The sequence below is a fragment of the Budvicia diplopodorum genome (genome assembly GCF_009800925.1).
Taxonomy (GTDB): Bacteria; Pseudomonadota; Gammaproteobacteria; order Enterobacterales; family Enterobacteriaceae; genus Budvicia; species Budvicia diplopodorum.
This window is the reverse complement of record NZ_WOYF01000001.1, coordinates 80842-107058: the sequence shown is the minus strand read 5'-3', so window position 1 is coordinate 107058 and position 26217 is coordinate 80842. Positions and strand designations below refer to the sequence as shown.

The 26217-nt window shown below is 48.7% G+C and carries 24 protein-coding genes; 20 read left to right on the top strand and 4 right to left on the bottom strand.

Annotated features, from left to right (window positions below; genetic code table 11):
• Positions 1-9: 9 nt before the first annotated feature.
• The 3 genes from dppC to dppF are packed head-to-tail and all read left to right on the top strand — an operon-like array spanning position 10 to position 2906.
• Positions 10-900 (top strand): dipeptide ABC transporter permease DppC, encoded by an 891-nt coding sequence (gene dppC / locus GVI43_RS00470; RefSeq protein WP_159564324.1) that lies wholly within the window; start codon positions 10-12, stop codon positions 898-900.
• A 12-nt stretch (positions 901-912) separates the two neighbouring features.
• A complete protein-coding gene (dppD, locus tag GVI43_RS00465; RefSeq protein ID WP_159564322.1) occupies positions 913-1893 on the top strand; it encodes a dipeptide ABC transporter ATP-binding protein in 981 nt (326 codons plus the stop codon).
• Entirely contained in the window at positions 1890-2906 is a 1017-nt protein-coding gene (dppF, locus tag GVI43_RS00460) for a dipeptide ABC transporter ATP-binding subunit DppF (protein ID WP_159564320.1), read from the top strand. Before dppD ends, dppF begins: the two co-directional genes overlap by 4 nt.
• A gap of 97 nt (positions 2907-3003) precedes the next feature.
• Here the strand turns inward: dppF and GVI43_RS00455 are convergent, their stop codons facing one another.
• A complete protein-coding gene (locus tag GVI43_RS00455) occupies positions 3004-4128 on the bottom strand; it encodes a ribosomal protein uL16 3-hydroxylase (protein ID WP_159564318.1) in 1125 nt (374 codons plus the stop codon).
• Between the two features lie 681 nt (positions 4129-4809).
• On the opposite strand from GVI43_RS00455, the gene rnm reads away from it, so the two are divergent.
• From rnm to GVI43_RS00385, 14 genes are all read left to right on the top strand, one after another.
• Positions 4810-5655 (top strand): RNase RNM, encoded by an 846-nt coding sequence (gene rnm / locus GVI43_RS00450; RefSeq protein WP_159565043.1) that lies wholly within the window; start codon positions 4810-4812, stop codon positions 5653-5655.
• A gap of 84 nt (positions 5656-5739) precedes the next feature.
• Positions 5740-6360, top strand: coding sequence for an L-threonylcarbamoyladenylate synthase (locus tag GVI43_RS00445; protein WP_159564316.1), 621 nt, complete (start codon positions 5740-5742; stop codon positions 6358-6360).
• Positions 6361-6466: 106 nt separating this feature from the next.
• On the top strand, positions 6467-7351 hold the full coding sequence (rluB, locus tag GVI43_RS00440; protein WP_159564314.1) for a 23S rRNA pseudouridine(2605) synthase RluB: 885 nt from the start codon (positions 6467-6469) through the stop codon (positions 7349-7351).
• A 392-nt stretch (positions 7352-7743) separates the two neighbouring features.
• On the top strand, positions 7744-8082 hold the full coding sequence (locus tag GVI43_RS00435) for a transcriptional antiterminator (RefSeq protein ID WP_159564312.1): 339 nt from the start codon (positions 7744-7746) through the stop codon (positions 8080-8082).
• A 16-nt stretch (positions 8083-8098) separates the two neighbouring features.
• Positions 8099-8464: an SFCGS family glycine-rich protein gene (locus GVI43_RS00430; protein WP_159564310.1), complete on the top strand. Its 366-nt coding sequence runs from the start codon at positions 8099-8101 to the stop codon at positions 8462-8464.
• Positions 8464-8760, top strand: a complete 297-nt coding sequence (locus GVI43_RS00425) for a DUF4312 family protein (RefSeq protein ID WP_159564308.1) — start codon at positions 8464-8466, stop codon at positions 8758-8760. The genes GVI43_RS00430 and GVI43_RS00425 overlap by 1 nt, the downstream gene beginning before the upstream one ends.
• Before the next feature lie 33 nt (positions 8761-8793).
• Positions 8794-9591, top strand: coding sequence for a DUF4311 domain-containing protein (locus tag GVI43_RS00420; RefSeq protein WP_159565041.1), 798 nt, complete (start codon positions 8794-8796; stop codon positions 9589-9591).
• Positions 9592-9674: 83 nt separating this feature from the next.
• Positions 9675-10331 (top strand): DUF4310 family protein, encoded by a 657-nt coding sequence (locus tag GVI43_RS00415; protein ID WP_170324304.1) that lies wholly within the window; start codon positions 9675-9677, stop codon positions 10329-10331.
• A gap of 47 nt (positions 10332-10378) precedes the next feature.
• Positions 10379-11518: an amidohydrolase/deacetylase family metallohydrolase gene (locus GVI43_RS00410; RefSeq protein ID WP_159564306.1), complete on the top strand. Its 1140-nt coding sequence runs from the start codon at positions 10379-10381 to the stop codon at positions 11516-11518.
• A complete protein-coding gene (locus tag GVI43_RS00405) occupies positions 11502-12614 on the top strand; it encodes a DgaE family pyridoxal phosphate-dependent ammonia lyase (protein WP_159564304.1) in 1113 nt (370 codons plus the stop codon). The genes GVI43_RS00410 and GVI43_RS00405 overlap by 17 nt, the downstream gene beginning before the upstream one ends.
• Positions 12615-12617: 3 nt before the next feature.
• Positions 12618-13358: a 2-dehydro-3-deoxy-phosphogluconate aldolase gene (gene dagF / locus GVI43_RS00400; protein ID WP_159564302.1), complete on the top strand. Its 741-nt coding sequence runs from the start codon at positions 12618-12620 to the stop codon at positions 13356-13358.
• Between the two features lie 192 nt (positions 13359-13550).
• Positions 13551-15491 carry a BglG family transcription antiterminator gene (locus GVI43_RS00395; protein ID WP_159564300.1) on the top strand — a complete coding sequence of 647 codons (1941 nt, stop codon included), beginning with the start codon at positions 13551-13553 and terminating at the stop codon, positions 15489-15491.
• Between the two features lie 636 nt (positions 15492-16127).
• Complete coding sequence (gene dcuC / locus GVI43_RS00390; RefSeq protein ID WP_159564298.1) at positions 16128-17432, top strand: C4-dicarboxylate transporter DcuC; 1305 nt, start codon at positions 16128-16130, stop codon at positions 17430-17432.
• Between the two features lie 21 nt (positions 17433-17453).
• A complete protein-coding gene (locus GVI43_RS00385) occupies positions 17454-18725 on the top strand; it encodes an amidohydrolase (RefSeq protein ID WP_159564296.1) in 1272 nt (423 codons plus the stop codon).
• Between the two features lie 270 nt (positions 18726-18995).
• Here GVI43_RS00385 and GVI43_RS00380 read toward each other — a convergent pair whose 3' ends face one another.
• Positions 18996-19379, bottom strand: coding sequence for a hypothetical protein (locus GVI43_RS00380; RefSeq protein WP_159564294.1), 384 nt, complete (start codon positions 19377-19379; stop codon positions 18996-18998).
• Positions 19380-19597: 218 nt separating this feature from the next.
• Positions 19598-20356 (bottom strand): YciK family oxidoreductase, encoded by a 759-nt coding sequence (locus GVI43_RS00375; RefSeq protein ID WP_159564292.1) that lies wholly within the window; start codon positions 20354-20356, stop codon positions 19598-19600.
• Positions 20357-20499: 143 nt separating this feature from the next.
• Here GVI43_RS00375 and sohB point away from each other — a divergent pair, with 143 nt between their 5' ends.
• Positions 20500-21546, top strand: coding sequence for a protease SohB (sohB, locus tag GVI43_RS00370; protein ID WP_159564290.1), 1047 nt, complete (start codon positions 20500-20502; stop codon positions 21544-21546).
• Between the two features lie 208 nt (positions 21547-21754).
• Here the strand turns inward: sohB and GVI43_RS00365 are convergent, their stop codons facing one another.
• The gene (locus tag GVI43_RS00365; RefSeq protein WP_159564288.1) at positions 21755-22006 is read right to left on the bottom strand and encodes a YciN family protein; all 252 of its coding nucleotides are present in this window, start codon (positions 22004-22006) and stop codon (positions 21755-21757) included.
• A gap of 388 nt (positions 22007-22394) precedes the next feature.
• Here GVI43_RS00365 and topA point away from each other — a divergent pair, with 388 nt between their 5' ends.
• Positions 22395-24998, top strand: coding sequence for a type I DNA topoisomerase (gene topA / locus GVI43_RS00360; RefSeq protein ID WP_159564286.1), 2604 nt, complete (start codon positions 22395-22397; stop codon positions 24996-24998).
• Positions 24999-25225: 227 nt separating this feature from the next.
• Entirely contained in the window at positions 25226-26200 is a 975-nt protein-coding gene (gene cysB, locus GVI43_RS00355; protein WP_159564284.1) for an HTH-type transcriptional regulator CysB, read from the top strand.
• Positions 26201-26217: the final 17 nt, after the last annotated feature.

Sequence of the window (26217 nt, the reverse complement as noted above, 5' to 3'; positions counted from 1 at the left end):
GGGCTTAATATGAGTACAATTACCGTATCTGCCCCAAAACCAATGACTCCATTGCAAGAGTTCTGGTACTACTTTAAACGCAATAAAGGCGCGGTAGTGGGGATGTTGTACATCGCTATGATGCTGATTGTCGCCGCCGGTGCGCAGTGGCTGGCACCGTACTTACCGGCGGAGCAGTTTCGTGATTCGCTGCTGACCCCTCCGGTCTGGCAGGAAGGCGGCAGTATGCAACACATTCTCGGTACTGACGACGTGGGGCGCGATATTCTGACCCGGCTAATGTACGGCGCCCGGCTATCGCTATTGGTTGGGTGCTTGGTGGTTACGCTATCGCTGCTGCTCGGCGTAGTGCTAGGACTGATTGCTGGTTACATCGGCGGAATTATTGATATTGCTATCATGCGCTTAGCCGACATTATGCTGGCGCTACCCAGCCTGTTGCTAGCTTTAGTGCTGGTCGCCGTTTTTGGGCCGTCGATTGTCAATGCGTCTTTAGCGCTCACCTTCGTGGCGTTGCCTCACTACGTTCGCCTTACCCGGGCCGCGGTACTGTCCGAAGTTAACCGTGACTACGTTACCGCCTCTAAGGTCGCCGGTGCGGGCCCGATGCGCCAGATGTTTGTCAATATCTTACCGAACTGCGTTGCGCCGCTGATTGTGCAGGCTTCACTGGGCTTCTCTAACGCCATTTTGGACATGGCCGCGCTGGGCTTTCTCGGCATGGGCGCTCAGCCGCCGACGCCGGAGTGGGGAACCATGCTGTCTTCTGTGTTGCAGTTTGCCCAAAGCGCGTGGTGGGTGGTGACGTTTCCCGGACTGGCGATTCTGTTTACGGTTCTGGCTTTTAATCTGATGGGCGACGGGCTGCGCGACGCTCTCGATCCTAAACTTAAACATTAACCGGAGTGAGACATGGCACTATTAGATATTGATCAACTGTCCGTGCACTTCGGTGAAGATAACGCGCCGTTTAAAGCCGTTGACCGAGTGAGCTACAGCATTGAAAAAGGCGAGGTGGTCGGCATTGTTGGTGAGTCCGGCTCCGGAAAGTCGGTCAGTTCGCTGGCCATCATGGGGTTGATTGATTACCCCGGCAAAGTGATGGCTAAAGGCCTGAACTTTGACGGACGGGACCTACAGCATATTTCTGAAAAAGAGCGCCGCCAGCTAGTGGGCGATGAAGTCGCCATGATATTTCAAGACCCCATGACCAGCCTGAACCCTTGCTATACCGTGGGCTATCAGATTATGGAAGCGCTCAAGGTACATCAGGGCGGAAACCGAAAAACCCGCTACCAGCGGGCGATTGATTTACTCACGCAGGTGGGCATTCCGGCACCGGAATCCCGCCTGGATAGCTATCCGCACCAGCTTTCCGGCGGAATGAGCCAGCGGGTGATGATCGCCATGGCCATCGCTTGCCGCCCACAGCTCTTGATTGCCGACGAACCGACTACCGCGCTAGACGTGACCATTCAGGCTCAGATCATCGAGCTATTATTGGCGTTACAGCAAAAAGAGAATATGGCGCTGATTCTGATTACTCACGACCTAGCGCTGGTTGCGGAAGCCGCCCAGTATATTATCGTGATGTATGCCGGGCAGGTGATGGAAAGCGGAAAAGCCAATCAAATTTTTCGTGCGCCGCGCCACCCTTATACCCAAGCCTTGCTGCGGGCTTTGCCGGAATTCGCCGGAGAAAGGAGCCGGTTAACCTCGCTGCCGGGGGTGGTACCCGGAAAATACGATCGTCCTAACGGTTGCCTGCTCAGCCCAAGGTGCCCTTATGCAACCGACCTGTGTCGAGAAACCGAGCCGGAGCTACGCGGTGAAAGCCGACATCAGGTTAAGTGTCATACACCGCTCGACGAACGCGGAAGGCCAACGCTATGAGTCATAACAATTCGCCGCTGTTGCAGGCTATTAATCTGAAAAAATACTACTCGGTGAAAAGCGGAATGTTTTCACCGAAGCAGCAGGTTAAATCGCTGGACGGCGTCTCTTTTACGCTGGAACGGGGAAAAACTCTGGCGGTTGTCGGCGAGTCGGGCTGTGGTAAATCAACCCTCGGACGCCTGCTGACCATGATTGAAACGCCGACTGCCGGTGAAATTTACTATCAGGGGCAAGATATCCTGAAGCACGATCCGGCCGCGCAAAAGCTACGGCGGCAGAAAATTCAAATTGTCTTTCAGAACCCTTACGCCTCACTGAATCCACGCAAGAAGGTGGGCGATATTCTGGAGGAGCCGTTGATTATCAATACGCATCTATCCCGTTCAGAACGCAAAGAACGCGCTCAGGCGATTATGGATAAAGTCGGGCTGAAAACCGAACATTATGACCGCTACCCACACATGTTCTCCGGCGGGCAGCGCCAGCGCATTGCCATTGCCAGAGGGCTGATGCTGAATCCAGAAATTATGATTGCCGATGAACCGGTTTCAGCGTTAGACGTGTCGGTCAGGGCGCAGGTGCTGAATCTGATGATGGATTTGCAGCAGGAGCTGGGCCTGTCTTATGTGTTTATTTCCCACGATCTTTCGGTGGTAGAACACATTGCCGATGAGGTGATGGTGATGTATTTGGGTCGCTGCGTTGAGCAAGGGCCGAAGGCGGAAATTTTTAATAACCCGCGTCATCCTTACACTCAGGCGCTGCTGTCGGCCACGCCGCGGCTAAATCCGGATGCCCGACGTGAGCGAATTAAGCTAACCGGTGAACTACCAAGCCCGTTGAACCCGCCTCAGGGCTGTGCGTTTAACGCCCGCTGTCGCCGGGCTTTTGACCAGTGCTTTGAGGTTAAGCCAGCGTTGAAAAAATATCATGACCAGCTGATTGCCTGTTTTGCCGTCGATCGGGAAGAAGGGCTGCTTGAAGCGATAAAAACGCCAGCGGCCGGTTAGCTTTCTATTTATTCAAGTGAGCATTAAGGTAAACGTTAAAGTAAAAAGCCCGTTAAATCTGACGACTTAACGGGCTTTTGCTCAACAAACGCGGTGTTTAATCGTTAAAATACCAGTAACCGCTGTTGACGAAGCCGGCCAGTATGGAAACAAATGCCGGATCTTCCAGCGCTTCGCCCAGCTCTTTCTGGCCGATTAACGGGTAACGGCACATGGCGTCGGCGGCATCGATAAAGTCGGTATCGATCGGCTCACCGTTAACGTAACAGGTGTCACCAACCCGCAGTACGCGTACGCCGCTTAATCGAATCAGGCTTTCGCCCTGAACCAGCGAGTCATAAATTTCATCAGAACGATAAGGCGGTTCAGCGGGAGCGAGGTCCAGCTCGTGACGTGACAGTGTAATGAAACGGCCGAACCACTGGTTAAACTCTTCCGGCTGATTGACTAAGTCAGACATCATGGTACGCAGGCGCTCAAGCTCATGAGGCTGAACTTCCGCCGGATGGTCTCGGAGCTTCAGGTCTGGATCGCTGTAGTGTTCACCGCCCAGATCTTGCTCCAGCACGTAGTCGGCAAAGCTGCTGATCAAATCGCGACCGTTCGGGCCGCGAAAACCGATAGAGTAGTTCATTGCGGTTTCATGGGTGAAGCCATCGTGCGGAAACCCCGGTGGAATATACAGAATATCGCCGGTTTCTAAATCTTCATCAATGATGGGTTCAAACGGTTCAACGTGTAACAGCGCCGGATGCGGGCAATATTGCTTCAGCGATTTATCGATATCGCCCACGCGCCAGCGGCGGCTGCCCATGCCCTGTACGATAAATACGTCGTAGTTATCAATATGTGGTCCAACGCCACCGCCGGGCACCGAGAACGAGATCATCAGATCGTCAAGACGCCAGTCCGGGAGTTTACGGAACGGTTTAACCAGCGCAGCCGAAGGGGCATGCCAGTGGTTAACCGCCTGAACCAGCAGCGACCAGCCTTTTTCTCCCAAGTGGTCGTAGCTTTCAAAAGGACCATTGCTGGCCTGCCAGTGACCGTTAGGCTGACTAACCAGACGGCTGTCAACTTCGCTCTCCATGGCTAATCCTGCTAATTCATCAGGGGATATTGGATCAATAAAGTTTTTGAAAACGTTCTTTAGAACCACCGGGCGCTTTTGCCAGTAGCGTGCCAGAAAGTCATCCCAGTCGAGATCGAGTTGATAATCCATAGTTTAAGTTACCGTTTAGCAGGAGATTGGGGGGATTATATCGAAGGTTGGGGAAGAATGTTGTATGGGATGAGAAGTTTCTTTTAATTTTTGATTGGAATAGTTGGTGTCATTGGTAAAGGGAGCGAATGCATGATGAATCTCTAAAAGATTAGTCCGGCGCATTTTTTGTCCGCTAACGGTTCAACGATCTTCTTGACCAAGCCACACGCGGCCAAGCAGGGGCTCTAGGCCGAGAGCCCCTGCACCCGGAGGCCTCGCTACCAATGTTGACCGCAGCGTTGCTGCGGCAACCTTAGCCATCGGTAAGGCTTAACGCACCGGCACGGATTCATTCCAGACGAAGCCGTGCCTTGCCCAGCGTCCTGCTGGGCATGCTACCTTCCCGTTGTCTGCGGCAACATTCGTCATGCTCGAGGTGAAGGTCAAGGGACAGGTCAACGACAAGTTCGAGGTCAATTGCTTTTTAACAACAAACGCATTGTGGAATAATTTCTGATTAACCATTATGGTTAACCTGAGTAAAGCGCTATGATATGGGCCGTTATGGTATTTATCTGCTTCGTGATATCAATACCCTTTAAATTTAGCAACGACTTAACTGCATACCCCGGACCTCTTTTGACCGATATACCCATAGAACTACCCTATTTAGAACCACTCGATAATGCGCCGGCTGAGATGCCTCGGTTTCCGATTTACGATCTTCATAGCCATACTTTGGCGTCCGATGGCATGCTTACGCCTACTCAGTTAGTTCAGCGGGCGGTGGAGATGCGGGTTAGCGTATTGGCGATTACCGATCACGATACGACGGCGGGGCTGGCTGAGGCGGCGGATGCGATTAGCCGGTTGGCTTTACCGCTACGCCTGATTAACGGCGTCGAAATTTCTACCGCTTGGGAAGGCTTTGATATTCACATTCTCGGGCTCGGTATTGACCCTCAGTCATCGGCGATGGTGGCGCTGTTGGCCGATCAGGCGATAAGGCGGCAGAAGCGGGCGGAAGAGATCGCCCGGCGGTTAGAGAAGAACCAGGTTCCCGATGCGTTGGCCGGGGCGAAAGCCTTTGCCGGTGATGCCGGAATTACCCGCGCGCACTTTGCCCGTTATCTGGTTGAGATTGGTAAAGCGTCGAATATGGCTCAGGTATTCAAGAAGTATCTGGCCAAAGGTAAAACGGGCTATGTCCCTCCTCAGTGGTGTACAATTAAAGAGGCGGTTGACGCTATTCACCTTGCCGGTGGGCAGGCGGCGTTAGCCCATCCGAGCCGCTATGATTTGTCGCCTAAATGGTTGAGGCGATTAATCGTTAATTTCAAGCAAGACAGCGGTGATGCAATAGAAGTTGCCCAGTGTCAGCAGGCGCCTGATGAACGCACTCAGTTAGCCCGCTACGCAGAAGAATACCAGCTACTCGCCTCTCAGGGCTCTGATTTTCACGGTCCCTGTGCGTGGCTTGAGTTAGGCCGCCGGTTATCATTGCCGGATAAAGTGATTCCCGTATGGCAGGACTGGTTTAAATAGCCAGCAGCGATACCCTATTGATACTACGCTAAACGGTTTGTGAGTTATCGGTACTGAGTGCCGGTAAGCGTTAAAGGAATTCCCATGAGTCAGTTTTTTTATATCCATCAGGATAACCCTCAGCCGAGGCTGATTAGCCAGTCGGTAGAGTTTTTGCGTCAGGGCGGGGTGATTGTCTATCCGACTGATTCTGGCTATGCACTAGGATGCATGCTAGAAGAAAAGCACGCCATGGAGCGTATTTGCCGCATTCGTAAGCTAGACGATAACCATAATTTCACGCTGGTATGCCGCGATTTGTCTGAGCTTTCTACCTATGCTCACGTAGACAATGCGGCGTTTCGCTTAATTAAAAATAATACCCCGGGTAACTACACCTTTATTCTTAAGGCGACCAAAGAGGTCCCGCGCCGCCTGATGAACGATAAGCGTAAAACTATTGGGCTACGTGTACCGTCCAATCCTATTGCTCTGGCATTATTGGGCGAGTTAAACGCGCCGTTAATGTCCACAACGCTGATGTTGCCAGGTAATGATTTTGCTGAATCCGATCCGGAAGAGATTCGCGATACGTTATCTAAGCACGTCGATTTAATTATTAACGGTGGTTACTTAGGCCAACAGCCGACAACGGTGATTGACCTGACGGATGATTCACCGGTCATTCTTCGTGAAGGGGCTGGCGATTTAACGCCGTTTCGTTGATGGGAACGGGCGCATAAGGTATTATTCTGTGCAAACGGGTTATCGGTCCTAAATTTTATTCATCCCCATATCTGACGCCTGTGAAGGCGACAACAGAGGTAGCTCAATGAGCGAAAAGTTACAAAAAGTTCTGGCCAACTCTGGCCACGGTTCTCGCCGGGAAATCGAAGCGATTATTCAGGCCGGGCGAATCAGCGTTGACGGTAAAATTGCTACCCTTGGCGATCGTATCGAAGTCACCCAGTCGGTTAAAATACGTATTGACGGTCACGTGGTGGCTATTCGTGAAACGGAAGAGAACATTTGCCGGGTTTTAGCCTATTACAAACCGGAAGGTGAACTTTGTACCCGTAAAGATCCGGAAGGTCGCCCGACGGTATTTGACCGTTTACCCAAAATTCGCGGTTCCCGCTGGATTGCCGTTGGCCGTTTAGACGTGAATACCTCCGGCCTGTTACTGTTTACCACCGATGGTGAGCTGGCAAACCGCTTAATGCACCCTAGCCGTGAGGTTGAGCGCGAATATGCGGTGCGGGTGTTCGGTCAGGTTGACGAAGATAAGCTCAAGCAGCTAAGAAAAGGCGTTCAGCTAGAAGACGGCATGGCCGCGTTTAAAACCATCAGTTTTCAGGGCGGCGAAGGCATTAACCAGTGGTATAACGTAACTCTGACCGAGGGCCGTAACCGTGAGGTTCGTCGTCTATGGGAAGCGGTTGACGTTCAGGTTAGCCGATTAATCCGGGTTCGCTATGGTGACCTTGGTTTACCGAAAGGGCTACCGCGCGGTGGCTATAATGAGCTTGAACTGAGTGCCATTAACTATCTTCGTAAGCTAGTCGAGCTGGCACCGGAAACCGAAAGTAAGATCCCGGTGGAACGTGATCGTCGTCGCACGAAAGCAAATCAGATTCGTCGCGCCGTGAAGAAGCATAGCCAAAGACCCGCTTCCAGAAGTACCTCCAAAAGGACCAATCAAACTAAGCGTGGTTAGTCAAAATAGCTAAAAATGGCGCCGGAAATGGCGCTATTTTTTTGTCTAAAATCAGCCCGCTCAGTCAAAAAGGAAAAGATCAAATTCTATATTAACCAATAAGTTAATTCTTGTCAGCTGTAGGCTAAACCTCTCCATTGTTATCCGCGAAAAAACGTTATTCGCTACTGCCAGTTATTTCCATTTAGCACATTAACTACAACGCTTTGTTCCACTTTATTTCCACTTTGAACCGGAAAAAGTCGGTCTACTAACGGCAAATTAAAATGTGTAGGGTGGCTCCATCGTCAATTTAGCCGGATGAACCGAACAATCGGAAATTGCTTTCAGCCTTGAACGGCAAGATTCACTTCTTCGTCCATAATTATCGCATTTGATTAGAGAGCTGTTTTATGAGTGAGAGCCATATTCGTTTCAACATGGTAGGAGACAACCTACAGCCAGCAGAAGTGACTAAACAGCTTCTGATGACTATCGATGGTTGGCTAAAAGAAGAAGGGGCTTATACCACAGACGTGCAACAGCAAATGTTGGAGTCTCACGTTAAGGCCATGGTTCTTCGGGCGAAAACGGGCGAACCATTGCCTGAGGTTGATCAATCTCTGTTTGAAGAGATTTCATCAGAGTCAATGCAATTAGCTAAGCGCGTAGTAAATACCCTGCCGGGTTTGCCGGTTGAAGAGGCGTATTTACTGTCGGTTCATTTTGAAATAGCACGTTCAAACACCTAATTTTGGAGAAAGAAACATGAAGCAAATCGTCGTTGTTATCGGTGACCGTTTAGGCAAAGGGCAGAAAGTTGGGGCAGGCGTTGACGCGGCCGGTGGTAAAGCCATTGTGATCCCGGGCGTTGCTGCTGATATGAAACTGGGTGACATGATGAACGCTGAACAGGCTGATTTAGGCATTTCTTTTTGCGGAAGCGGCGGTGCCGGTGCGATTACCGCGCAGAATAAATATGGCTATAAAGTGCGTCACGGTATGCGTTCTATTGAAGAAGGCGAAACCGCTATCGCAGACGGTTGTACGGTATTAGGTTTTGGTTTTATGGACAAAGAAGAGCTGGGCGAGCGCCTGGTTAAAGCATTCAATAAAAAATACGGCAACGCATAATGAAAGAACATCTTAAGACATCGGTACGCGTGAGCGGTAAGGGCGACACTAAACAAAAAGCTATCGCTGACGCGTTAAATTCTGTGCAACGAACGGTCTTAAAAGATACCAGCAATATCATTCTACGTATTGAACCTCAGGACGTAGAAATCGTTAGCGCTAGCGTAAAAGCGACTACCGAGAAGTTCCTGTTTGTCTTTTTACCCCGTAAGCGTGAGCTTTATTCCGTTGTTTTGGATGTTTCATTAGATGTGACATTGCTTAATGTGCAAGAGATTCATTTCGTATCGGTTTAATCGATCGGCTGAAATGGTTTAGAGGAAAAAATGATGGATGTAACTACCACGTATTCCGTTTTTGAGGTCCTGATAAAGTCATTAATTATCGGTGGTCTGTGCGGTTTCGGCCTTGGTGCCGGTGCCGCGCGTATGTTCCATGCGCCAACTACTCAGGGCATGGGCGCATTTCGTACCTTAGGCGAGCTGAACTCATGCGAGGGGGATCCTGCATCTCACTTCTCATTTGGCTTAGGCTTCTTCTTCAACGCATGGGCATCGTCGGTTGCCGCCGGTGCATTTACTCAAGACGTTGACCACCGCATTATCCCTCACTGGGGTGCGGCGGCGCTAATGACCCGAAACCGTAATGTGGCTGAAACATTACACAATCCTAAGAAGATGGCTATTGCCTGCGGCATCATCGGTGCGCTGGTTGTTGCCTTCCTGAATACTACGGCTTCAGCGGTGCCTGCATCGCTGCAAACTACCGCCACTAACGTATTAGTTCCTGCCGCTAACATATTGGTTAACACCGTCATGCCGGTTATTTTCTGGCTTGCGGCAATGGATGCCGGTCGTCGTTCTGGCTTTTGGGCCACCCTGTTTGGCGGCTGTGCTCAGTTAATCATGGGCAACGCTATCCCGGGCTTAGTGTTGGGTATCCTGATTGGTAAAGGCGTAGACGACAACGGTTGGACCAAAGTCACTAAAACGATGATGGTTGCCGTTATTGCGCTGTTCGTCTTGAGCGGCTTCTTCCGTGGCTTTGACCTCAAGTTATTGCAGTCTTTCATGCTGGGTGTACCTGATTGGTTGCAGCATGCGCACAACGTGTTAAGCGGTAAGTAATTTTAACCGGGAGAGGCGTAATCGCTCTTCGGGTAATACTACTAATCAACGATACCAGTAAAAACAATTACTAGGATTTGATGATGGATATAACAAACGATTTAAAAAGTGATGCTTGGTATGCCGAGTGGACGTTCCCGATCTTTGTCGGCCTGCTGTCAGCCGGGGTTTTCGCCGGTACCCATATGTATGTAGTTTATGGCTTTGGCGCATTTAACGAAGTGGCCTTCGTGGCCATGCTACGTGCAGGCCTTGATACCGGTACCTACGGTGCCGTTGCGGCATTCGGTGCCAGCTTCCTGTTTGCCCGAATTATCGAAGGTTCACTGGTGGGTATTTTAGACATTGGCGGTGCGATTCAGACCGGCCTGGGCCTTGGCGTTCCGGCACTGCTGTTAGCCGGTGGCTTTGGCTTTCTGGTCACTAACTTCTATGCTGCATTAGCGACCGGCATGGTGTTGGGCGTTGCCGTTGGTTTGGTGATTATTCTGGCGCGCAAATTTACCGTGAATCAGGGTAACTCAACCTACGGTGCGGATATCATGATGGGCGCGGGCAATACCTCTGGGCGCTTCTTGGGGCCTTTGATTATCCTTGCCGCCATGGCCGCGTCTATTCCAATCGGCGTGGGCTCATTAATCGGTTCTCTGATTTTCTACATATGGAAAAAGCCGGTTGCCGGTGGGGCTATTTTGGGTGCCATGCTGTTCGGGTATTTCTTCCCGCTGATAGTTAAATAGATGGTTAAATAAGCTGTTTTTGTTAGCGTGAGAGGTGAGCAAACGTCATGAATGATTTAATCATTAAGCAAGCAAAACTGATTAACGGCGACGTGGTTGACGTGGTGGTTAACGATGGAAAAATCTGTGAAATAGGTACGTCGGTTGCTGGCAGCCAAACGGCACGTAAGCAAATCGACCTTAACGGAAAATATTTTATCAGCGCTGGCTGGATCGATGCTCATACTCACTGCTACCCGGAGTCACCGATTTATCACGATGAGCCGGACTTAGCCGGGGCTGCCTGCGGGGTGACGACGGTGATTGACGCCGGTAGCGTTGGCGCAGACGATGTCGATCGTTTTTATTCACTGACGGGTAACTACAAAACTAACGTCTATTCGTTTTTGAATATCTCGCGCATCGGTATTATTGCGCAGAACGAACTGTCTGATATGAACAACATTGATAATGATTGTTTACAGGCCGCGGTTAAACGTCACCCTGAATTTGTGGTGGGAATTAAAGCGCGCATGAGTAAAAGCGTGGTTGGTGAAAATGGTATTAAGCCGTTGGAACGGGCCAAAGAGATGCAAAAACACAACGGGTTACCGCTGATGGTTCACATCGGTAATAACCCACCCAATTTAGATGACATTGCCAATCTGTTAGACAAGGGCGATATCATTACCCACTGTTTTAACGGTAAACCTAACCGTATTTTAGATGCCGACGGTAATCTGAAACCGTCGATTCAACGAGCCTTAGCCCGCGGTGTCATTCTCGATGTCGGCCACGGCGGCGAGAGCTTTAGCTTCTCCGTTGCCGAACAGGCGATGAAGATTGGCACCTATCCTGACCTGATAAGCTCCGATATTTATCACCGCAATCGCATTAACGGGCCGGTATTCAGCCTGGCGGCGGTGATGACTAAGTTCTTATGTATGGGCTTTGCGCCGAAACAAATTCTCGACTGTGTGACGTCGAAAGCGGCCGATTTGCTACACCTGAAAGGTAAAGGCTATTTACAGCCGGGCTATGACGGCGACATCACCGTGTTTGACATTAAAGACGGCGACATTGAGCTTTCGGACGCCGATGGCCAGAAGAGGACCGGAAAACAACGATTTATTCCCATCGCCGCCATTGTGGCGGGTGAATGTATTGCAACTAAAGAAGGCGAGTTAATTTATGCAATCAATCTATGAAAAATATCATTTAAAAAACGTTATTAATGCATCAGGACGCATGACCGCCTTAGGCGTATCTACCCCCAAGGCTGAAGTTGTCGAGGTGGTTAATTACGGTATGAATCACTACTTTGAACTGAAAGATCTGGTGAATAAAACCGGCGAGTACATCGCGAAGCTACTGGGCGTAGAGGGGGCGGTGGTGGTTGCCAGCGCATCGGCCGGTATTGCCCAGACGGTTGCCGCAGTTATTATTAAAGATGACGCCGACTTACTGCTCAACCTGCACAGTTCTGATAAGCAGGTAGCGCGTGAAATTATCGTGCCTAAGGGCCATAACGTAAACTTCGGTGCGCCGGTAGATACCATGGTTGCTCTGGGCGGCGGTAAAGTGGTTGAAGCCGGATTTGCTAATGAGTGCAGTGCCGCCAACGTTGCTGCCAGAATCACCCCTCAGACCGCCGCAATTCTGTATATCAAATCTCATCACACCGTGCAGAAAAGCATGCTCAGCGTGGCCGATGCGGCTGCTGTAGCCAAAGCGCATAATCTGCCATTGATCGTTGATGCGGCCGCGGAAGAAGATTTAACCGCTTACTATCATATGGGCGCCGATCTGGTTATCTACAGCGGCGGTAAAGCCATTGAAGGGCCAACCAGCGGTCTGGTCACCGGCCGTAAGCAATACGTTGAGTGGGTGAAGCTTCAGTCTAGCGGCATTGGCCGTGCCATGAAGATTGGTAAAGAGGGCATTCTCGGCCTGACTCACGCCATTGAAGTTTATCTGACGGCTAAGAAAGAGACCGGTCAGGAAATGGTTGAGAAAATGGCGCCGTTTATCCGCGATCTTAACGCTATTCCAGGAATTTCAGCCAAAATCGTCTGGGACGCTGCCGGTCGTGATATCGCCAGAACCGAAATCTCTTTTGATGAAAAAGCCATTGGTAAAAATACCTTTGAGATTATGCGCCAGCTGAAACAGGGCGCCACCGCAATCTATTTCCGTGAATACAAAGCGAATGAAGGTAAAGTTGAAGCCGATGTCCGTAGCGTAACGCCACCGCAGCTGGAGGTTATCTCTTCTCATATTCGTAAACTGGTCACCGGAGCGTAAACCATGCAATTAAGTCCTAACTATTATAACGATCGCGTTTGCTTAAACGTTTTGGCCGGTTCTCGGGAAAATGCGCGCGATATCTACGCTGCCGCAGAAGGCCATGTGGTTGTTGGGGTGTTATCTAAGAACTATTCGGACTTAGCCAGCGCTATCGACGATATGCAAAAGTATGCTAACGACGTTGAAAATGCGCTGTCGATTGGCCTGGGCGCGGGCGATCCTAACCAGTCTGAGATGGTTTCTCAGATTGCAAAAGTGATTCAACCCCAGCACGTTAATCAAGTGTTTACCGGCGCGGCGACCAGCCGTGCGCTGTTGGGCCAGAACGACACCGTGGTTAACGCCTTGGTTTCACCGAGCGGCAAAGTCGGCTTGGTTAAAATTTCTACCGGTCCGCTCAGTTCTCAGTCTCCTGAGGCCATTGTTCCGGTTGAAACGGCCATCGCCATGCTGAAAGACATGGGCGCTAGCTCAATCAAGTTCTTCAATATGAGCGGCCTGAAATATAAAGAAGAGTATGCCTGCGTAGCGAAAGCCTGCGCACAGCATGACTTTTATCTGGAACCGACCGGCGGTATCGATTTAGACAACTTCGAAGAAATTATGAAGATTGCTCTGGACGCGGGCGTGAAGAAAATTATTCCTCATATTTATAGCTCGATCATTGATTCAGCAACCGGTAATACTCGTCCTGACGATGTAAAAACCTTGCTGGCGATGACCAAAAAGCTGATCGGTTAATATATAGTCAATGGGCTTAATCTGATTGAGCGTAAGTTTAGTTCGCGAAGGTCGGGGTGGAAAATGACCTCTTCTTCGCGGCGAAGGGCGGGCTACGGGACGTAGCCTGTAAACCTTTCCATAGATTCAATGGAAATCCATGGTTAACGATTTTCAGCGTTGCTTATCAGATCAAAGGGTAAAGGTACGGCTGTGGCTCTATTTCCTTATCAACGTCTCGCTTATTTATTTGATGCTATTCAATCCGAAACTCTGCCGCAGGAAGAGCTGGCGAAGCGTTTCAATGTGTCAACGCGTACCGTTCGTACCGATGTCGCCGCGTTGAATGACGTTTTGGTTAGCTACGGTGCTCGCATTGTTTATGAGCGGGGGCTGGGCTACCAACTCAAGGTTGATGATGAAAAAGCGTTTGCCAGTTTGCCGATGCAGCAGCACCAGATTAAAACCATTCCCCGTACCTCTAAAGAGCGGGTCGACGCGCTATTACTCAAGTTTTTGATGGCATCGTTACCGATCAAGCTGGACGATATTGCCGAAGCGTGGTTTGTCAGCCGTGGAACCTTACAGCACGACATAGTTTCTGTACGTGAGCAATTGAATAAGTATCAGATTGTGCTTGATACCGTGCCTCGTCAGGGCATGAAGCTGGAAGGGGCTGAACACGTAATCCGAACCTGTATTACCGATATTTTATGGCAGCTGTTTTCTATGGAAAACGAGCGTTCGGTCAATAACTTCAAGCAGGACATTCTGACCAACATCGATTTGGCCTATATCGAAAAAATTCTGCAAAACAGCGTTAACCGTTTTGATATTCGCCTGACTAATGAAGGCCGTCAGTATCTGATTTTTAACTGCGCCGTTTCTATTTTACGCATTACCCGCGGTCATGAGCTGGTGGACTTCGCCGCCGATCCCATGGACTGCGTGATGAATAATGCGGTGAATGAAATCGCCAAAGGGTTTGCCTTCTTTTTAGGCAGCGGTATTTCGCCGGCAGAAGAAGCGTATTTAGCGATTCAGATCTCTGCCCGCCGAATTCCTTGTCATCAGAATGCCGTCGTGAGTGAGCAGGGTGAACACAGCGGCGATGCGCTGGTGGACTACGTTCTCACCTACATTAATGATTCCTATAATTATGATTTACGCAATGACGTTAAGCTTAAAACCGATCTGGCTTCCCATCTGACCGCGATGATGACTCGGGTGCGTTATCAGATAAACACCAAAAACCCTCTGCTTTCTGATATCAAACAGTATTATCCGTTTGCCTACGATGTCACGCTTAGCGCAATGGCAAATATGGAGGATCGCATTCCGTATCCTATTAGTGAAGATGAAATGGGGTATCTGGCGGTGCATATTGGCGTCGGGCTTGAGCGTAATTATAGCGTTGGCTATACCCGCCATCCTCTCGTTCTGTTAGTGACCGATTCGGGTAATGCCACCATTCGGGTGATTGAAGCCAAAATAGTGCGGGAATTTCCGCAGTTGAAAATACAACGTGTTATCGCCCTGCGGGAATACGAAGAGCTAGAATCGGTTGATGAAGACTTTGTTATTACTACCGTCAGGCTAAGCGAAAAAAATAAGCCTATCGTTAAAATAGCGCCGTTTCCCACGCCCTATCAGTTAGAGCAGGTTGGCCGCTTGGCGATGGTCGATCGCACTAAACCGTATATTCTGGAACGCTTCTTTGATGAGCGAAATTTCATGATCGTCAAAGGTAAAATGACCCAGGAAGCCCTGTTTAAAAAGGTTTGCAAGCAGCTGGAGTCTGACGGCTATGTGACAAAAGATTTTTACCCGTCGCTGGTTGAGCGTGAATCGATAGTGTCGACCTTGCTGGGTGAGGGTATCGCTTTACCGCATTCACTGGGGTTATTAGCCACTAAAACCGTCGTCGTTACCATATTGGCACCAAACGGTATTGAGTGGAATAAAGAGAAGAAAGAGGTCGCTAACGTTATTTTCCTGCTGGTAATTAGCAAGGCTGAATATGAAGAAGCGATGGCGATTTACGATCTGTTCGTCACCTTCGTGCGAGAAAAGGCGACCAAGCGGCTGTTAAATAGCAAAAGTTTTAATGATTTTCAGGTGATTGCCAAAGATAGCCTTGGGCGAAGCGTGTGATGATTCTTTTGTCGATATATTTTCAGGCCGTTGCTCTATTTTATGATTATTTAGATACAAATTTAGTCCGTGTACTTATTATATAAATATATTGTTTATAACAATGCGGTAACACGCTTATAAAAATAATATCCACTAATCGTATCAGCGAACTAAACTTATTATTTATATGTTTATCGCCTTATCAATAATCCTACCTGAACCGTTATTCTTCGCGCACAAATAATGTACTAAAAATGGCCAAATTGACGCTTTTTAGCCGGTTGGTGCAATTGAAACATTCTATTCTTGTTACAATTTTCGTTAATTAATGTTAATTGTGTGCCTTTTGTCATTTCATTAAATTACAATGTGTTATGAATTGTTGTTCAATGGTTTTCGTTTCCATTGCGTTGCGATCGTCGTAATGTGATGCGAGCGTCTTTTTGGAACATTGAATTTATCATTTTTTGACATCCATCACCGATATCCGTTGGTCAATTGCTATAGTGCGTCGGTGCAAAAATATAATTTTAAGATATAGTTTATTAGTTAGACACCGTTTTTTTCTATTTTTTATATTTATAGATATGTGTAAAAAGGGTATGGACGCAGTCTTATTGATTGCAATTTTAATTAGCAAATAGTGAGTCTAATATGGTTCAAATTGTTGCTCTGGTGATTGTTGCAATCACAGTATTTTTACTGATAAAACAGTATGAAACACGCATGGTATTAATCGGTTCAGGTATTGCCCTGTGCCTGTTAAACCTTTCCCCTATGACTGCGCTTGATGCTTTTGGCGTTGGTATGACGTCCGCTAACCTGATTCAGGCTATCTGTGCGAGTATGGGTTTTGCCTACGTCATGAAGTACACCGAGTGCGATATGCATTTGGTTCGTGCCCTTTCAAGCATGATGAATAGGCTGGGCTTCTTTTTGATCCCGGCCACGGTTATTGTGACTTTCTTTATCAATATCGCGATTCCTTCCGCTGCGGGCTGTGCGGCTGCGGTAGGTGCAACCTTAATTCCGTTACTGATTGGCGCCAGAATTCATCCGGCTATCGCGGGTGCTGCCGTACTGAGCGGAACCATCGGTTCGTTCCTTAGCCCCGGGTTCTCCCATAATGCGTTCGTGAGTAACCTCTACAATGAGGTGATGAAAGGGACCGATGGTTTCCAGGTTATGTCTATTGTTGATTTAATCAAACACCATGCGCCATATAGCCTTGCTATCGGTGGTATCGCGGCGGTTGGGCTATCTATTGTTGCTTTAGTGCGTAAAGAGTACCGCGTTGAGCTAGCCGAGAGCGCAACGGTAGCAACCGGCAGTGAGGCTCCAGTCGCGGTTAAAACCAACTATTTATACGCAACGGCCCCGTTTGTTCCGCTAATTCTCCTGCTGATCGCGGGTTTAACCACCTGGTTTGGTAGCGTGAAAATGGGCGTACCGGCAGCGATGATTATTGGTGCTATTTATGCGCTGATTATTACCCGCTGCAACCCAAGTACCATGACGAAGCAATTTTTTAGCGGTATGGGTCATGCCTATGGTGACGTGCTCGGTATTATCATCGCCGCTGGCGTGTTTGCCGCCGGTTTGCAGTCATCGGGCCTGATCGAAACGTTCATTACCTTCTTAAAAGTGCATCCTGAAATGGCCCGCTGGGGCGGAACTATTGGTCCATTCCTGATGGGAGCAATTACCGGCTCTGGTGACGCTGCCGCGTTGGCCTTTAACGGCACGGTAACGCGTCATGCCCTTGAGTTGGGGTACACCATTCCTGACTTAGGAATGGCCGCCGCTATTACCGGCGCGCTGGGGCGTACTATGTCTCCGATTGCTGGCGTGGTTATCGTTTGTGCCGGTCTGGCTAACGTTAACCCGGTGGAGTTAGTAAAACGTACGGCTCCGTCAATGATTGTTGCGGTCATATTTGTTGCTTTGGTTATGCTGTAACGACAGATAAGGAAAAGGGATATGTCGACAATTGATTTAAGCCAACTGGTCACGTGGCGTCGTGAACTTCACCGCTTTCCAGAAATCGGCTGGTCCGAATTTACCACTACGGCACGTTTAATTACCGAACTGCGCGGTATGGGGCTTGAGGTTCTTGCCGGGCCTAACGTGATTAATCGTGAGTTCGTTCGTGGCCGTAAAGCGGACGTGGTTGAGCGTGGCTTAGCGCTGGCTCAAGAGCGCGGCATCTCTCAGGCGTTGCTGGATGAGATGGACGGCCTGACCGGATGCATGGCGGTATTTGACAGCGGTAAGCCGGGCCCGACGGTGGCCCTGCGGTTTGATATTGATTGCGTAGCCGTGCAGGAGTGCGCTGCCGGTGACCATATTCCTAATAGCGGCGATTTTGCATCGAAAAGCGCTGGCCTGATGCATGCCTGCGGCCACGATGGGCATATGTCCATCGGTCTGGGCATTGCCAAATGGTTAGTGGAGAATAGCCGTTCACTGGGCGGAAAAGTGAAGCTGCTTTTCCAACCGGCGGAAGAGGGCGTTCGCGGTGCCAGACCGATGGCTGAAAGCGGTATCGTTGACGATGCAGACTACTTCCTAGGTATGCATATCGGTTTTATTGCCAAAACCGGTGAAATTGTTCTTAACCCGAATAACTTTCTGTGTACCACTAAGTATGATTTCCGTTTCTACGGCGCTCCCGCTCACGCGGGCGCAGAACCACATATTGGTCGCAACGCGCTGGCAGGCGCTTGCCATGCGGCAACGCAAATGCTGGGTATTTCTCGCCACGGTAAAGGCATGTCGCGCATCAACGTTGGCGTTATCCGCGCCGGTGAAGGCCGTAACGTGGTGCCAGCCTACGGTGAAATTCAGGTAGAAGTTCGCGGTGAAGATGAGTCAATCAATACCTTTATGGCCGAACAGGTTGAGCGTATGGCTAAAGGTGTAGCACAGAGCTTTGATCTGCGTTTAGAAAGCGAAGTGATGGGTGAAGCGGTCGATCTGCGAAATGACCCTGAGCTGATTGATTTATTAGCCGACGTAGTTGCACAGCATCCTGAACTGACGGCCGTTGCACAGCGTTCATTCGGCGGCAGCGAAGATGCCACTATACTGGCTAAGCGGGTACAGCGTCACGGCGGTAAATCCATTTATTTTATCGTGGGCGCCGATCTTAAAGCAGGCCACCATCAGGCCGAGTTTGATTTTGATGAGAAACAGCTAAAAACCAGCGTTGAACTGTTTGTTGGCTGTTTGCAGAAGTTGATGGTTAAGTAATATCTTTATGAGTATTAAAAAGGCTATTCGTGAGGATGGCCTCTGGTGGCTGAAGAACCCTACGATTTTGTGGGGTTCTGTCCTTTATTTCTATTTTCCCATAATTTCACCTTTCTTGCTTCCATACTGGTTTTCTGTTTCCCCCTAAATGTTTTCAACTGCATACCGAGATGATAAGTAAGACCACTGCACCATATTCAAAGCGGCAAATACGGCTCTTGCTGAGAGGGAATATGTATGAAAACCGGACCAAACTGGACAATGAGAAAATTATTCTGTCCAATTATCATATTCGTAAGATTCAATATTCTTCAGGTTTACCTCTATTTTATTCATCCCATTTTTATCTCTATAAGCATTCATGCATACTTGAAATGCGAAATCAGCTTCTTGTCTTGAAATAGTTTGGATAACTCTTTCCATGTCATCATTTGTAACATGAGTTTGCAGCGGCTGTTGAGCGGAGGTTGCTAATACTGTCATTATTTCTTTTTTGCGATCTTCAGGAGAAAAATTATACTCTGAACACAAATTTTCTAAGGCGTTAAGGGGGTTAACTTCAAAAAATTCAATAGGTTTTGTTTTGCTGAGTTTATGCATTGAATAATCACTAGTTTTTATGAGTTTAGCTTTATCGAAATTATCATTTTTCATACGATAACTTGAGCCATTCCCGCATCCTGATAATAAAAGAGTAATAAATAGAGCATTACACATAATATGCATTTACATACCGGTCTCCGGTTCATTTTGTATTCAATATAGTTGGATTTAATTTGTTTTGAAAAACTATAGTTGAATATCTCCACGCCTATAAATAATTTATGTCCTCACGGTGAGGTCTTTTTGTTGTCGATAAACTCAATCCGCTTTCACGCCGGACCCGGTTTACGCCCCGGTTGCGCATCAAAGCTGACGCCAGACTCATTCTGGCTATCATCACCCATCACGTATAAATAGGTTGGCATGATATCTGCCGGTGTCTTTAAATTATCCGGATTTTCTTCAGGAAATGCTGACGCTCTCATTGACGTTCGGGTTCCGCCGGGATTAATACAGTTAACCCGCAGGTTAGAATCCTGATACTCATCGGCTAAGACCTGCATTAAGCCTTCGGTGGCAAATTTAGATACAGAGTAAGCTCCCCAGCCGCGTCGCCCTTTGCGCCCAACCCCTGAACTGGTAAATATTAGCGATGCCTTGGGAGCCTGTAACAGCAGGGGAATGAGCGCTTGCGTGAGCATAAACCCGGCGTTCAGATTGACCTGCATCACCTGATTCCATTGTTGCGGATCCTGTTCAGCCAGCGGGGTAATTTCTCCCAGTACCCCGGCGCTATGCAGCAATCCGTCCAGATGGTTAGACTCTTTAGCAATTTTTTCAGCCAGCGCGTGGTAATCTGCAGGCTTGGCGTTCAATAAATCAACAGCGTAGATGGTTGCCGGTAGGCTTCCCTGTTGGGCAATCGCCTGCTGTACTTGCTGAAGCTTGGATTTGGTACGTCCGAGCAGGATTAACCGTGCACCATGGCGAGCGTATGTTAGAGCGGCTTCTTTTCCTATTCCGTCACTGGCGCCCGTGACCATAATAACTTTTTGGTTAAGCAAATCGCTCGGTGCCTGATAGTGCATAATCTCTCCTTTACTGTATATTTATTGGTACTTTGAGTATCTCAGATAAACGTGCAGCGTAATCAACGTAGCAGTAAACCATGTCACCTGCTTGATTGGCGTTGGATTATCACCGGTTCTGTCAATATTATAGGAAAATATCTGTGGAGTGGATTTATCAGTATGGTCTGTTTTTAGCAAAAATCGTTACTTTTGCTGTCGCAATTGCCGTTATTGCGTTACTGATTATCAGTGCCAAACAGCGCAAATCGGGGCGTCGGGGTGAACTCAGTCTGGTTGATTTAGGCGAAGAGTACCGCGAAATGCAGGAGACGATGAAGTTTGCGCGCATGAACGATGCTGAACAAAAAGTATGGAACAAAGCGCAAAAGAAAATAGACAAAGCCGAGGCGAAGCAGGCTAAGCTGGCCGCCAAAACCGGCGAGCAGAAGGCTGCTAAAACCTGCGTCTACGTCTTGGAATTTAAAGGCAGCGTTGATGCCCATGAGGTTGAGGCGCTGCGCGAAGAGATCTCCGCAGTTCTGGCTATCGCCAAACCGGGTGATGAAGTGTTACTGAAGCTCGAAAGCCCGGGTGGAATGGTGCATGGCTATGGCTTGGCTGCTTCCCAGCTAGATCGCCTACGCAAAGCCGGAATTCGTTTAACCGCCGCGGTTGATAAAGTTGCCGCCAGCGGTGGTTATATGATGGCCTGCGTGGCTGACCACATTGTGGCTGCGCCTTTTGCGGTTATTGGTTCTATTGGCGTGGTTGCTCAGGTGCCTAACTTCCATCGTTTATTGAAAAAGAATGATATTGACGTTGAGCTACACACGGCCGGTGAATTTAAACGCACCTTAACGCTGTTCGGCGAAAATACCGATCAGGGCAGAGAGAAGTTCAGAGAAGAGCTGAATGAAACTCATCAGCTGTTTAAGGATTTCGTTCGCCAACAGCGCCCGTCGTTAGATATCGACAGCGTAGCGACCGGAGAACACTGGTTTGGCTCTCAGGCGATGGAGAAAGGGTTGATTGATGCTATCGGTACCAGCGATGATTTAGTGATTGCCCAAATAAAAGATCGTGATGTTATCAGCGTGCGCTATGCGCAGCGTAAACGCCTGCTTGACCGCCTGAGCGGCAGCTTAGCCGAAGGGGCCGATCGCTTGCTGTTACGCTGGTGGCAGCGCGGCCAGAAGCCGTTAGTCTGATCGATTAGCGACTGAGTCAAACGTTCAAAATATAAAAGGGGCCAAAACAGGCCCCTTTTATGTTGATGACAAACCTTGATAAGACATTGTTCAGTCTTAAAAACGCCGCCCTTCGGCCGCTAGGAAGAATCAATATTCCGGCGTTGACGATGCGGACGAAACTTACGCTGAAATCAAATTACAAGCCTGACTTTCACCCGAAGCGCTATCACTCTTCCAAATGATACTTGGCAGACAAAACGTGAGCCAAATGCTTAAACATATTAAATACGGCCGTTGTTTTGCGCGTTGGTAATCCATCCTCATCAAGAAAGAACTCACCGCGAAAAACCAGAACGTTGCCTTTTTGCTCTACGCCAGAGGCTTCGATACCGTGGATGAAGTCTTCATGATTTTGAATTATCTGATTAGCTTCGGCGAGTAACGCCTGACGGGAAATAGGGACGGTATCATTACGCATAAAATCGCTCAGGTTAGAAATTTGGAGTGGGTTATTTTAGTCCTATGGCTAAGCCAGATCAACGCGTAAACGGCAAACCGTCGGGATCCCTGCGTGATTGATGATTATTAAAAAATATCGCTAAATAAATAGTTGCGCAGCTAATTTTGTTGCGTAGTGGTTTTTATCAGGTAGAGTTATGGGCTTTCGGGTGTAGAACTAGCACTGCCGTTAGCAAATATCCGATGGTTATCCGAGGTTTGGCGCAGACTTAACGTTGCGCTGTGCAGGATGGCTATTGAGATTCTATATTTTCGCTACAATATAGAAGGCATGCTTCTTCACTAACCCGCGCAATTTTTAAATGCCGTGTTTCAGTCATTCAAGGCTAATTTAGGTAAACAATATTATGGGTAAAGCGCTCGTCATTGTGGAGTCCCCGGCAAAGGCCAAAACGATTAATAAATATCTAGGAAATGACTACGTGGTTAAGTCCAGCGTTGGTCATATCCGGGATTTGCCTACAAGTGGGTCAGCAACTACCAAAAGCAGCGCCTCTGCGAAAAATAAAGACGGTAAAGCTAAAAAAGTCAAAAAGGATGCTGAGCAGGCGTTAGTGAGCCGTATGGGCATCGATCCTTATCATGACTGGGCTGCGCACTATGAAATTCTGCCGGGCAAAGAAAAAGTCGTCGCTGAACTTAAAGCGTTAGCTGAAAAAGCTGACACCATCTATCTCGCAACCGACCTTGACCGCGAAGGGGAAGCCATTGCATGGCACCTGCGGGAGGTTATTGGCGGTGACGATAGCCGATATCGTCGGGTGGTGTTTAACGAAATTACTAAAAATGCCATCCAACAGGCATTTGAACAGCCGGGCGAGCTAAACATCGATCGGGTTAATGCTCAACAGGCCCGCCGGTTTATGGATCGGGTTGTTGGCTATATGGTTTCACCACTGTTGTGGAAAAAGGTCGCACGCGGTTTATCTGCCGGTCGGGTTCAATCGGTTGCCGTTCGTTTGGTGGTTGAGCGTGAGCGTGAGATCAAAGCGTTTGTTCCCGAAGAGTATTGGGAACTGCATGCCGATCTGAATAACGGCAGTGATGTTACTCTGCAAATGGAGGTGACTCACCGTAATGATAAAGCCTTTAAGCCCGTCACCCATGATGAAACTCACGCTGCGGTTGCGTTGCTGCAAAAGGCCCGCTACGAGGTATTGGAGCGTGAAGATAAGCCGACCAGCAGTAAGCCGTCGGCACCGTTTATTACCTCTACGCTACAGCAGGCTGCCAGCACCCGTTTAGGCTTTGGCGTGAAGAAAACCATGATGATGGCTCAGCGTCTGTATGAAGCCGGTCATATTACCTATATGCGTACCGATTCAACCAACCTGAGTCAGGATGCGTTAACCATGGTTCGCGGCTATATCGGCGAAAAATTTGGCAACAAATACTTACCGGAACAGCCGAATCAATACAGTAGCAAAGAGAACTCACAAGAGGCGCACGAAGCGATTCGTCCTTCTGATGTCAACGTGGTTTCTGAACAGCTGAAAGATATGGAGTCTGATGCTCAGCGTTTGTATCAGCTGATCTGGCGTCAGTTTGTATCGTGTCAGATGACACCGGCTAAGTATGATTCAACCACCCTAACGGTGAAAGCTGACGACTTCTTGCTGAAGGCCAAAGGCCGTACGCTGCGTTTTGACGGCTGGACTAGCGTACTGCCTGCATTACGTAAAAATGATGAAGATAAAACGCTACCGGCAATTGCCGTCGGTACTGCGCTTAATTTGGATAAACTGCTGCCTAGCCAACATTTTACCAAGCCGCCGGCACGTTTTAGTGAAGCGTCATTGGTTAAAGAATTGGAAAAACGCGGCATTGGCCGCCCGTCAACCTACGCGTCAATCATTTCAACCATTCAGGATCGCGGCTATGTTCATACTGAAAACCGCCGCTTCTACGCTGAAAAAATGGGTGAGATAGTCACTGACCGTTTGGAAGAGAGCTTCCGCGAGTTGATGAACTACGATTTTACTGCGCGCATGGAAAGCGATCTGGATAACGTTGCAACCAATAAAGCATCGTGGAAAGGCGTATTAAACGACTTCTTCGCCGATTTTAGCAGTCAGTTGGGCATGGCTGAAAAAGATCCCGAAGAGGGCGGAATGCGTCCGAATCAGGTTATTCTAACCTCATTAGATTGCCCGACCTGTGGTCGCAAAATGGGAATTCGCACCGCCAGTACCGGCGTATTCTTAGGCTGTTCTGGCTATGCGTTAGCACCGAAAGAGCGTTGTAAGCAAACCATTAACCTGATTCCTGAATCTGAAGTCTTGAACGTACTTGAAGGCGACGCGGCTGAAACTAACGCGCTGCGCGCCCGTCATCGCTGCGATAAGTGTGGTATGGCGATGGACAGCTACCTAATCGACAACAAGCGTAAACTTCACGTTTGCGGTAATAACCCTGAGTGTGACGGCTATGAGATCGAAGAGGGCGAGTTCCGCATTAAGGGTTATGACGGCCCGGTGATTGAGTGCGAAAAATGCAGTAGCGAAATGCACCTGAAGGTAGGGCGTTTTGGTAAATACATGGGCTGTACTAATCCTGATTGTAAGAATACCCGTAAGATTTTACGCAGCGGTGACATTGCGCCACCAAAAGAAGATCCGGTTCCGTTGCCTGAGCTTGCCTGCGAAAAGTCTGACGCTTACTTTGTTCTGCGTGACGGCGCGGCCGGCGTGTTTTTAGCGGCAAATACCTTTCCTAAATCACGTGAAACTCGGGCACCGTCTGTTGAAGAGCTGCGCCGGTTTAAAGATCGCTTACCCGAGAAGTTAAGCTATTTGGCCGATGCGCCGCTGGCCGATCCTGAAGGCAATAAGTCAATTGTTCGCTTTAGCCGTAAGACAAAGCAGCAGTATGTCTCTTCAGAGAAAGACGGAAAAGCGACCGGTTGGTCCATGTTTTATGTCGATGGTAAGTGGATAGAAGCTAAAAAGTAATCAAATTCAACGGTTAAGTTGAATATTGCTTGATATATAACGCCCTGCATATAATTTAACCGTAGGGCGTTTTTGTTTTGAGCGTTTGGCAAACGTTTGTCTGCTATTGCGTTCGCCAGCGGTACGCTATAAGTTTCAGTTTTTAAGCGTTCAGCCTCGTCAAACTGAAAAAGTGATGCCTATTTTTTATCAGTGTTTTTGATAATCGTTAATTGGTGGTGTAAAGCATGAAATTACAGCAGCTTCGCTATATCGTGGAAGTGGTCAATCATAACCTGAACGTCTCTTCTACGGCAGAACGCCTCTACACCTCTCAGCCGGGCATCAGTAAGCAGGTCAGGATGCTGGAAGATGAATTGGGTATTCAAATATTCACCCGTAGCGGTAAACACTTAACCGAGGTGACTCCGGCCGGGCTTGAAGTCATACGTATCGCCCGTGAAGTGCTGTCAAAAATTGACGCAATTAAAGCGGTAGCCGGTGAGCATACCTATCCGGATCAAGGGTCGCTGTATGTGGCAACAACCCATACGCAGGCCCGATATGCGCTGCCTAAGGCGATAAAATCTTTTATTGAACGTTACCCACGCGTTTCTTTGCATATGCATCAGGGTTCGCCCACGCAAATTGCCGAAGCGGTATCTAAGGGAAGTGCCGATTTTGCGATAGCAACGGAAGCGCTGCATTTGTATGACGACTTAGTGATGTTACCCTGTTACCACTGGAATCGTGCCGTGGTAGTAAAAGCAGATCACCCTTTGGCCGGTAAAAAGCAGGTTACTATTGAAGAGCTGGCTGAATATCAGTTAGTCACTTATACCTTCGGTTTTACCGGGCGCTCAGAGCTGGACATTGCCTTTAGCCGGGCAGGGTTAACGCCTAAGATTGTGTTCACCGCCACCGATGCTGATGTGATTAAAACTTATGTCCGTTTGGGGTTAGGCGTGGGGGTTTTGGCTAATATGGCGATAGACCCGATAGAAGATCCCGATCTGGTAGTATTGAATGCCAGCCATATTTTCCCGCACAGCACCACTAAAATTGGCTTTAGGCGTACCACCTTCCTGAGAAGCTATATGTATAGCTTTATCGAAGGATTTGCTCCGCACTTAACCCGAGATATTGTTGATAAAGCCGTCGCGCTGAGAGCGCCTGAAGACATCGACGCGCTATTTGAAAATATCGAGTTACCGACGCGTTAATAAGCATTCAGCCCGTG

Excerpts from the sequence above, each read along its gene's own strand:
- dppC (WP_159564324.1), top strand. The coding sequence starts at position 10 with ATGAGTACAATTACCGTATCTGCCCCAAAACCAATGACTCCATTGCAA.
- dppD (WP_159564322.1), top strand. The coding sequence starts at position 913 with ATGGCACTATTAGATATTGATCAACTGTCCGTGCACTTCGGTGAAGAT.
- dppF (WP_159564320.1), top strand. The coding sequence starts at position 1,890 with ATGAGTCATAACAATTCGCCGCTGTTGCAGGCTATTAATCTGAAAAAA.
- GVI43_RS00455 (WP_159564318.1), bottom strand. The coding sequence starts at position 4,128 with ATGGATTATCAACTCGATCTCGACTGGGATGACTTTCTGGCACGCTAC.
- rnm (WP_159565043.1), top strand. The coding sequence starts at position 4,810 with ATGCCTCGGTTTCCGATTTACGATCTTCATAGCCATACTTTGGCGTCC.
- GVI43_RS00445 (WP_159564316.1), top strand. The coding sequence starts at position 5,740 with ATGAGTCAGTTTTTTTATATCCATCAGGATAACCCTCAGCCGAGGCTG.
- rluB (WP_159564314.1), top strand. The coding sequence starts at position 6,467 with ATGAGCGAAAAGTTACAAAAAGTTCTGGCCAACTCTGGCCACGGTTCT.
- GVI43_RS00435 (WP_159564312.1), top strand. The coding sequence starts at position 7,744 with ATGAGTGAGAGCCATATTCGTTTCAACATGGTAGGAGACAACCTACAG.
- GVI43_RS00430 (WP_159564310.1), top strand. The coding sequence starts at position 8,099 with ATGAAGCAAATCGTCGTTGTTATCGGTGACCGTTTAGGCAAAGGGCAG.
- GVI43_RS00425 (WP_159564308.1), top strand. The coding sequence starts at position 8,464 with ATGAAAGAACATCTTAAGACATCGGTACGCGTGAGCGGTAAGGGCGAC.
- GVI43_RS00420 (WP_159565041.1), top strand. The coding sequence starts at position 8,794 with ATGGATGTAACTACCACGTATTCCGTTTTTGAGGTCCTGATAAAGTCA.
- GVI43_RS00415 (WP_170324304.1), top strand. The coding sequence starts at position 9,675 with ATGGATATAACAAACGATTTAAAAAGTGATGCTTGGTATGCCGAGTGG.
- GVI43_RS00410 (WP_159564306.1), top strand. The coding sequence starts at position 10,379 with ATGAATGATTTAATCATTAAGCAAGCAAAACTGATTAACGGCGACGTG.
- GVI43_RS00405 (WP_159564304.1), top strand. The coding sequence starts at position 11,502 with ATGCAATCAATCTATGAAAAATATCATTTAAAAAACGTTATTAATGCA.
- dagF (WP_159564302.1), top strand. The coding sequence starts at position 12,618 with ATGCAATTAAGTCCTAACTATTATAACGATCGCGTTTGCTTAAACGTT.
- dcuC (WP_159564298.1), top strand. The coding sequence starts at position 16,128 with ATGGTTCAAATTGTTGCTCTGGTGATTGTTGCAATCACAGTATTTTTA.
- GVI43_RS00385 (WP_159564296.1), top strand. The coding sequence starts at position 17,454 with ATGTCGACAATTGATTTAAGCCAACTGGTCACGTGGCGTCGTGAACTT.
- GVI43_RS00380 (WP_159564294.1), bottom strand. The coding sequence starts at position 19,379 with ATGAAAAATGATAATTTCGATAAAGCTAAACTCATAAAAACTAGTGAT.
- GVI43_RS00375 (WP_159564292.1), bottom strand. The coding sequence starts at position 20,356 with ATGCACTATCAGGCACCGAGCGATTTGCTTAACCAAAAAGTTATTATG.
- GVI43_RS00365 (WP_159564288.1), bottom strand. The coding sequence starts at position 22,006 with ATGCGTAATGATACCGTCCCTATTTCCCGTCAGGCGTTACTCGCCGAA.
- topA (WP_159564286.1), top strand. The coding sequence starts at position 22,395 with ATGGGTAAAGCGCTCGTCATTGTGGAGTCCCCGGCAAAGGCCAAAACG.
- cysB (WP_159564284.1), top strand. The coding sequence starts at position 25,226 with ATGAAATTACAGCAGCTTCGCTATATCGTGGAAGTGGTCAATCATAAC.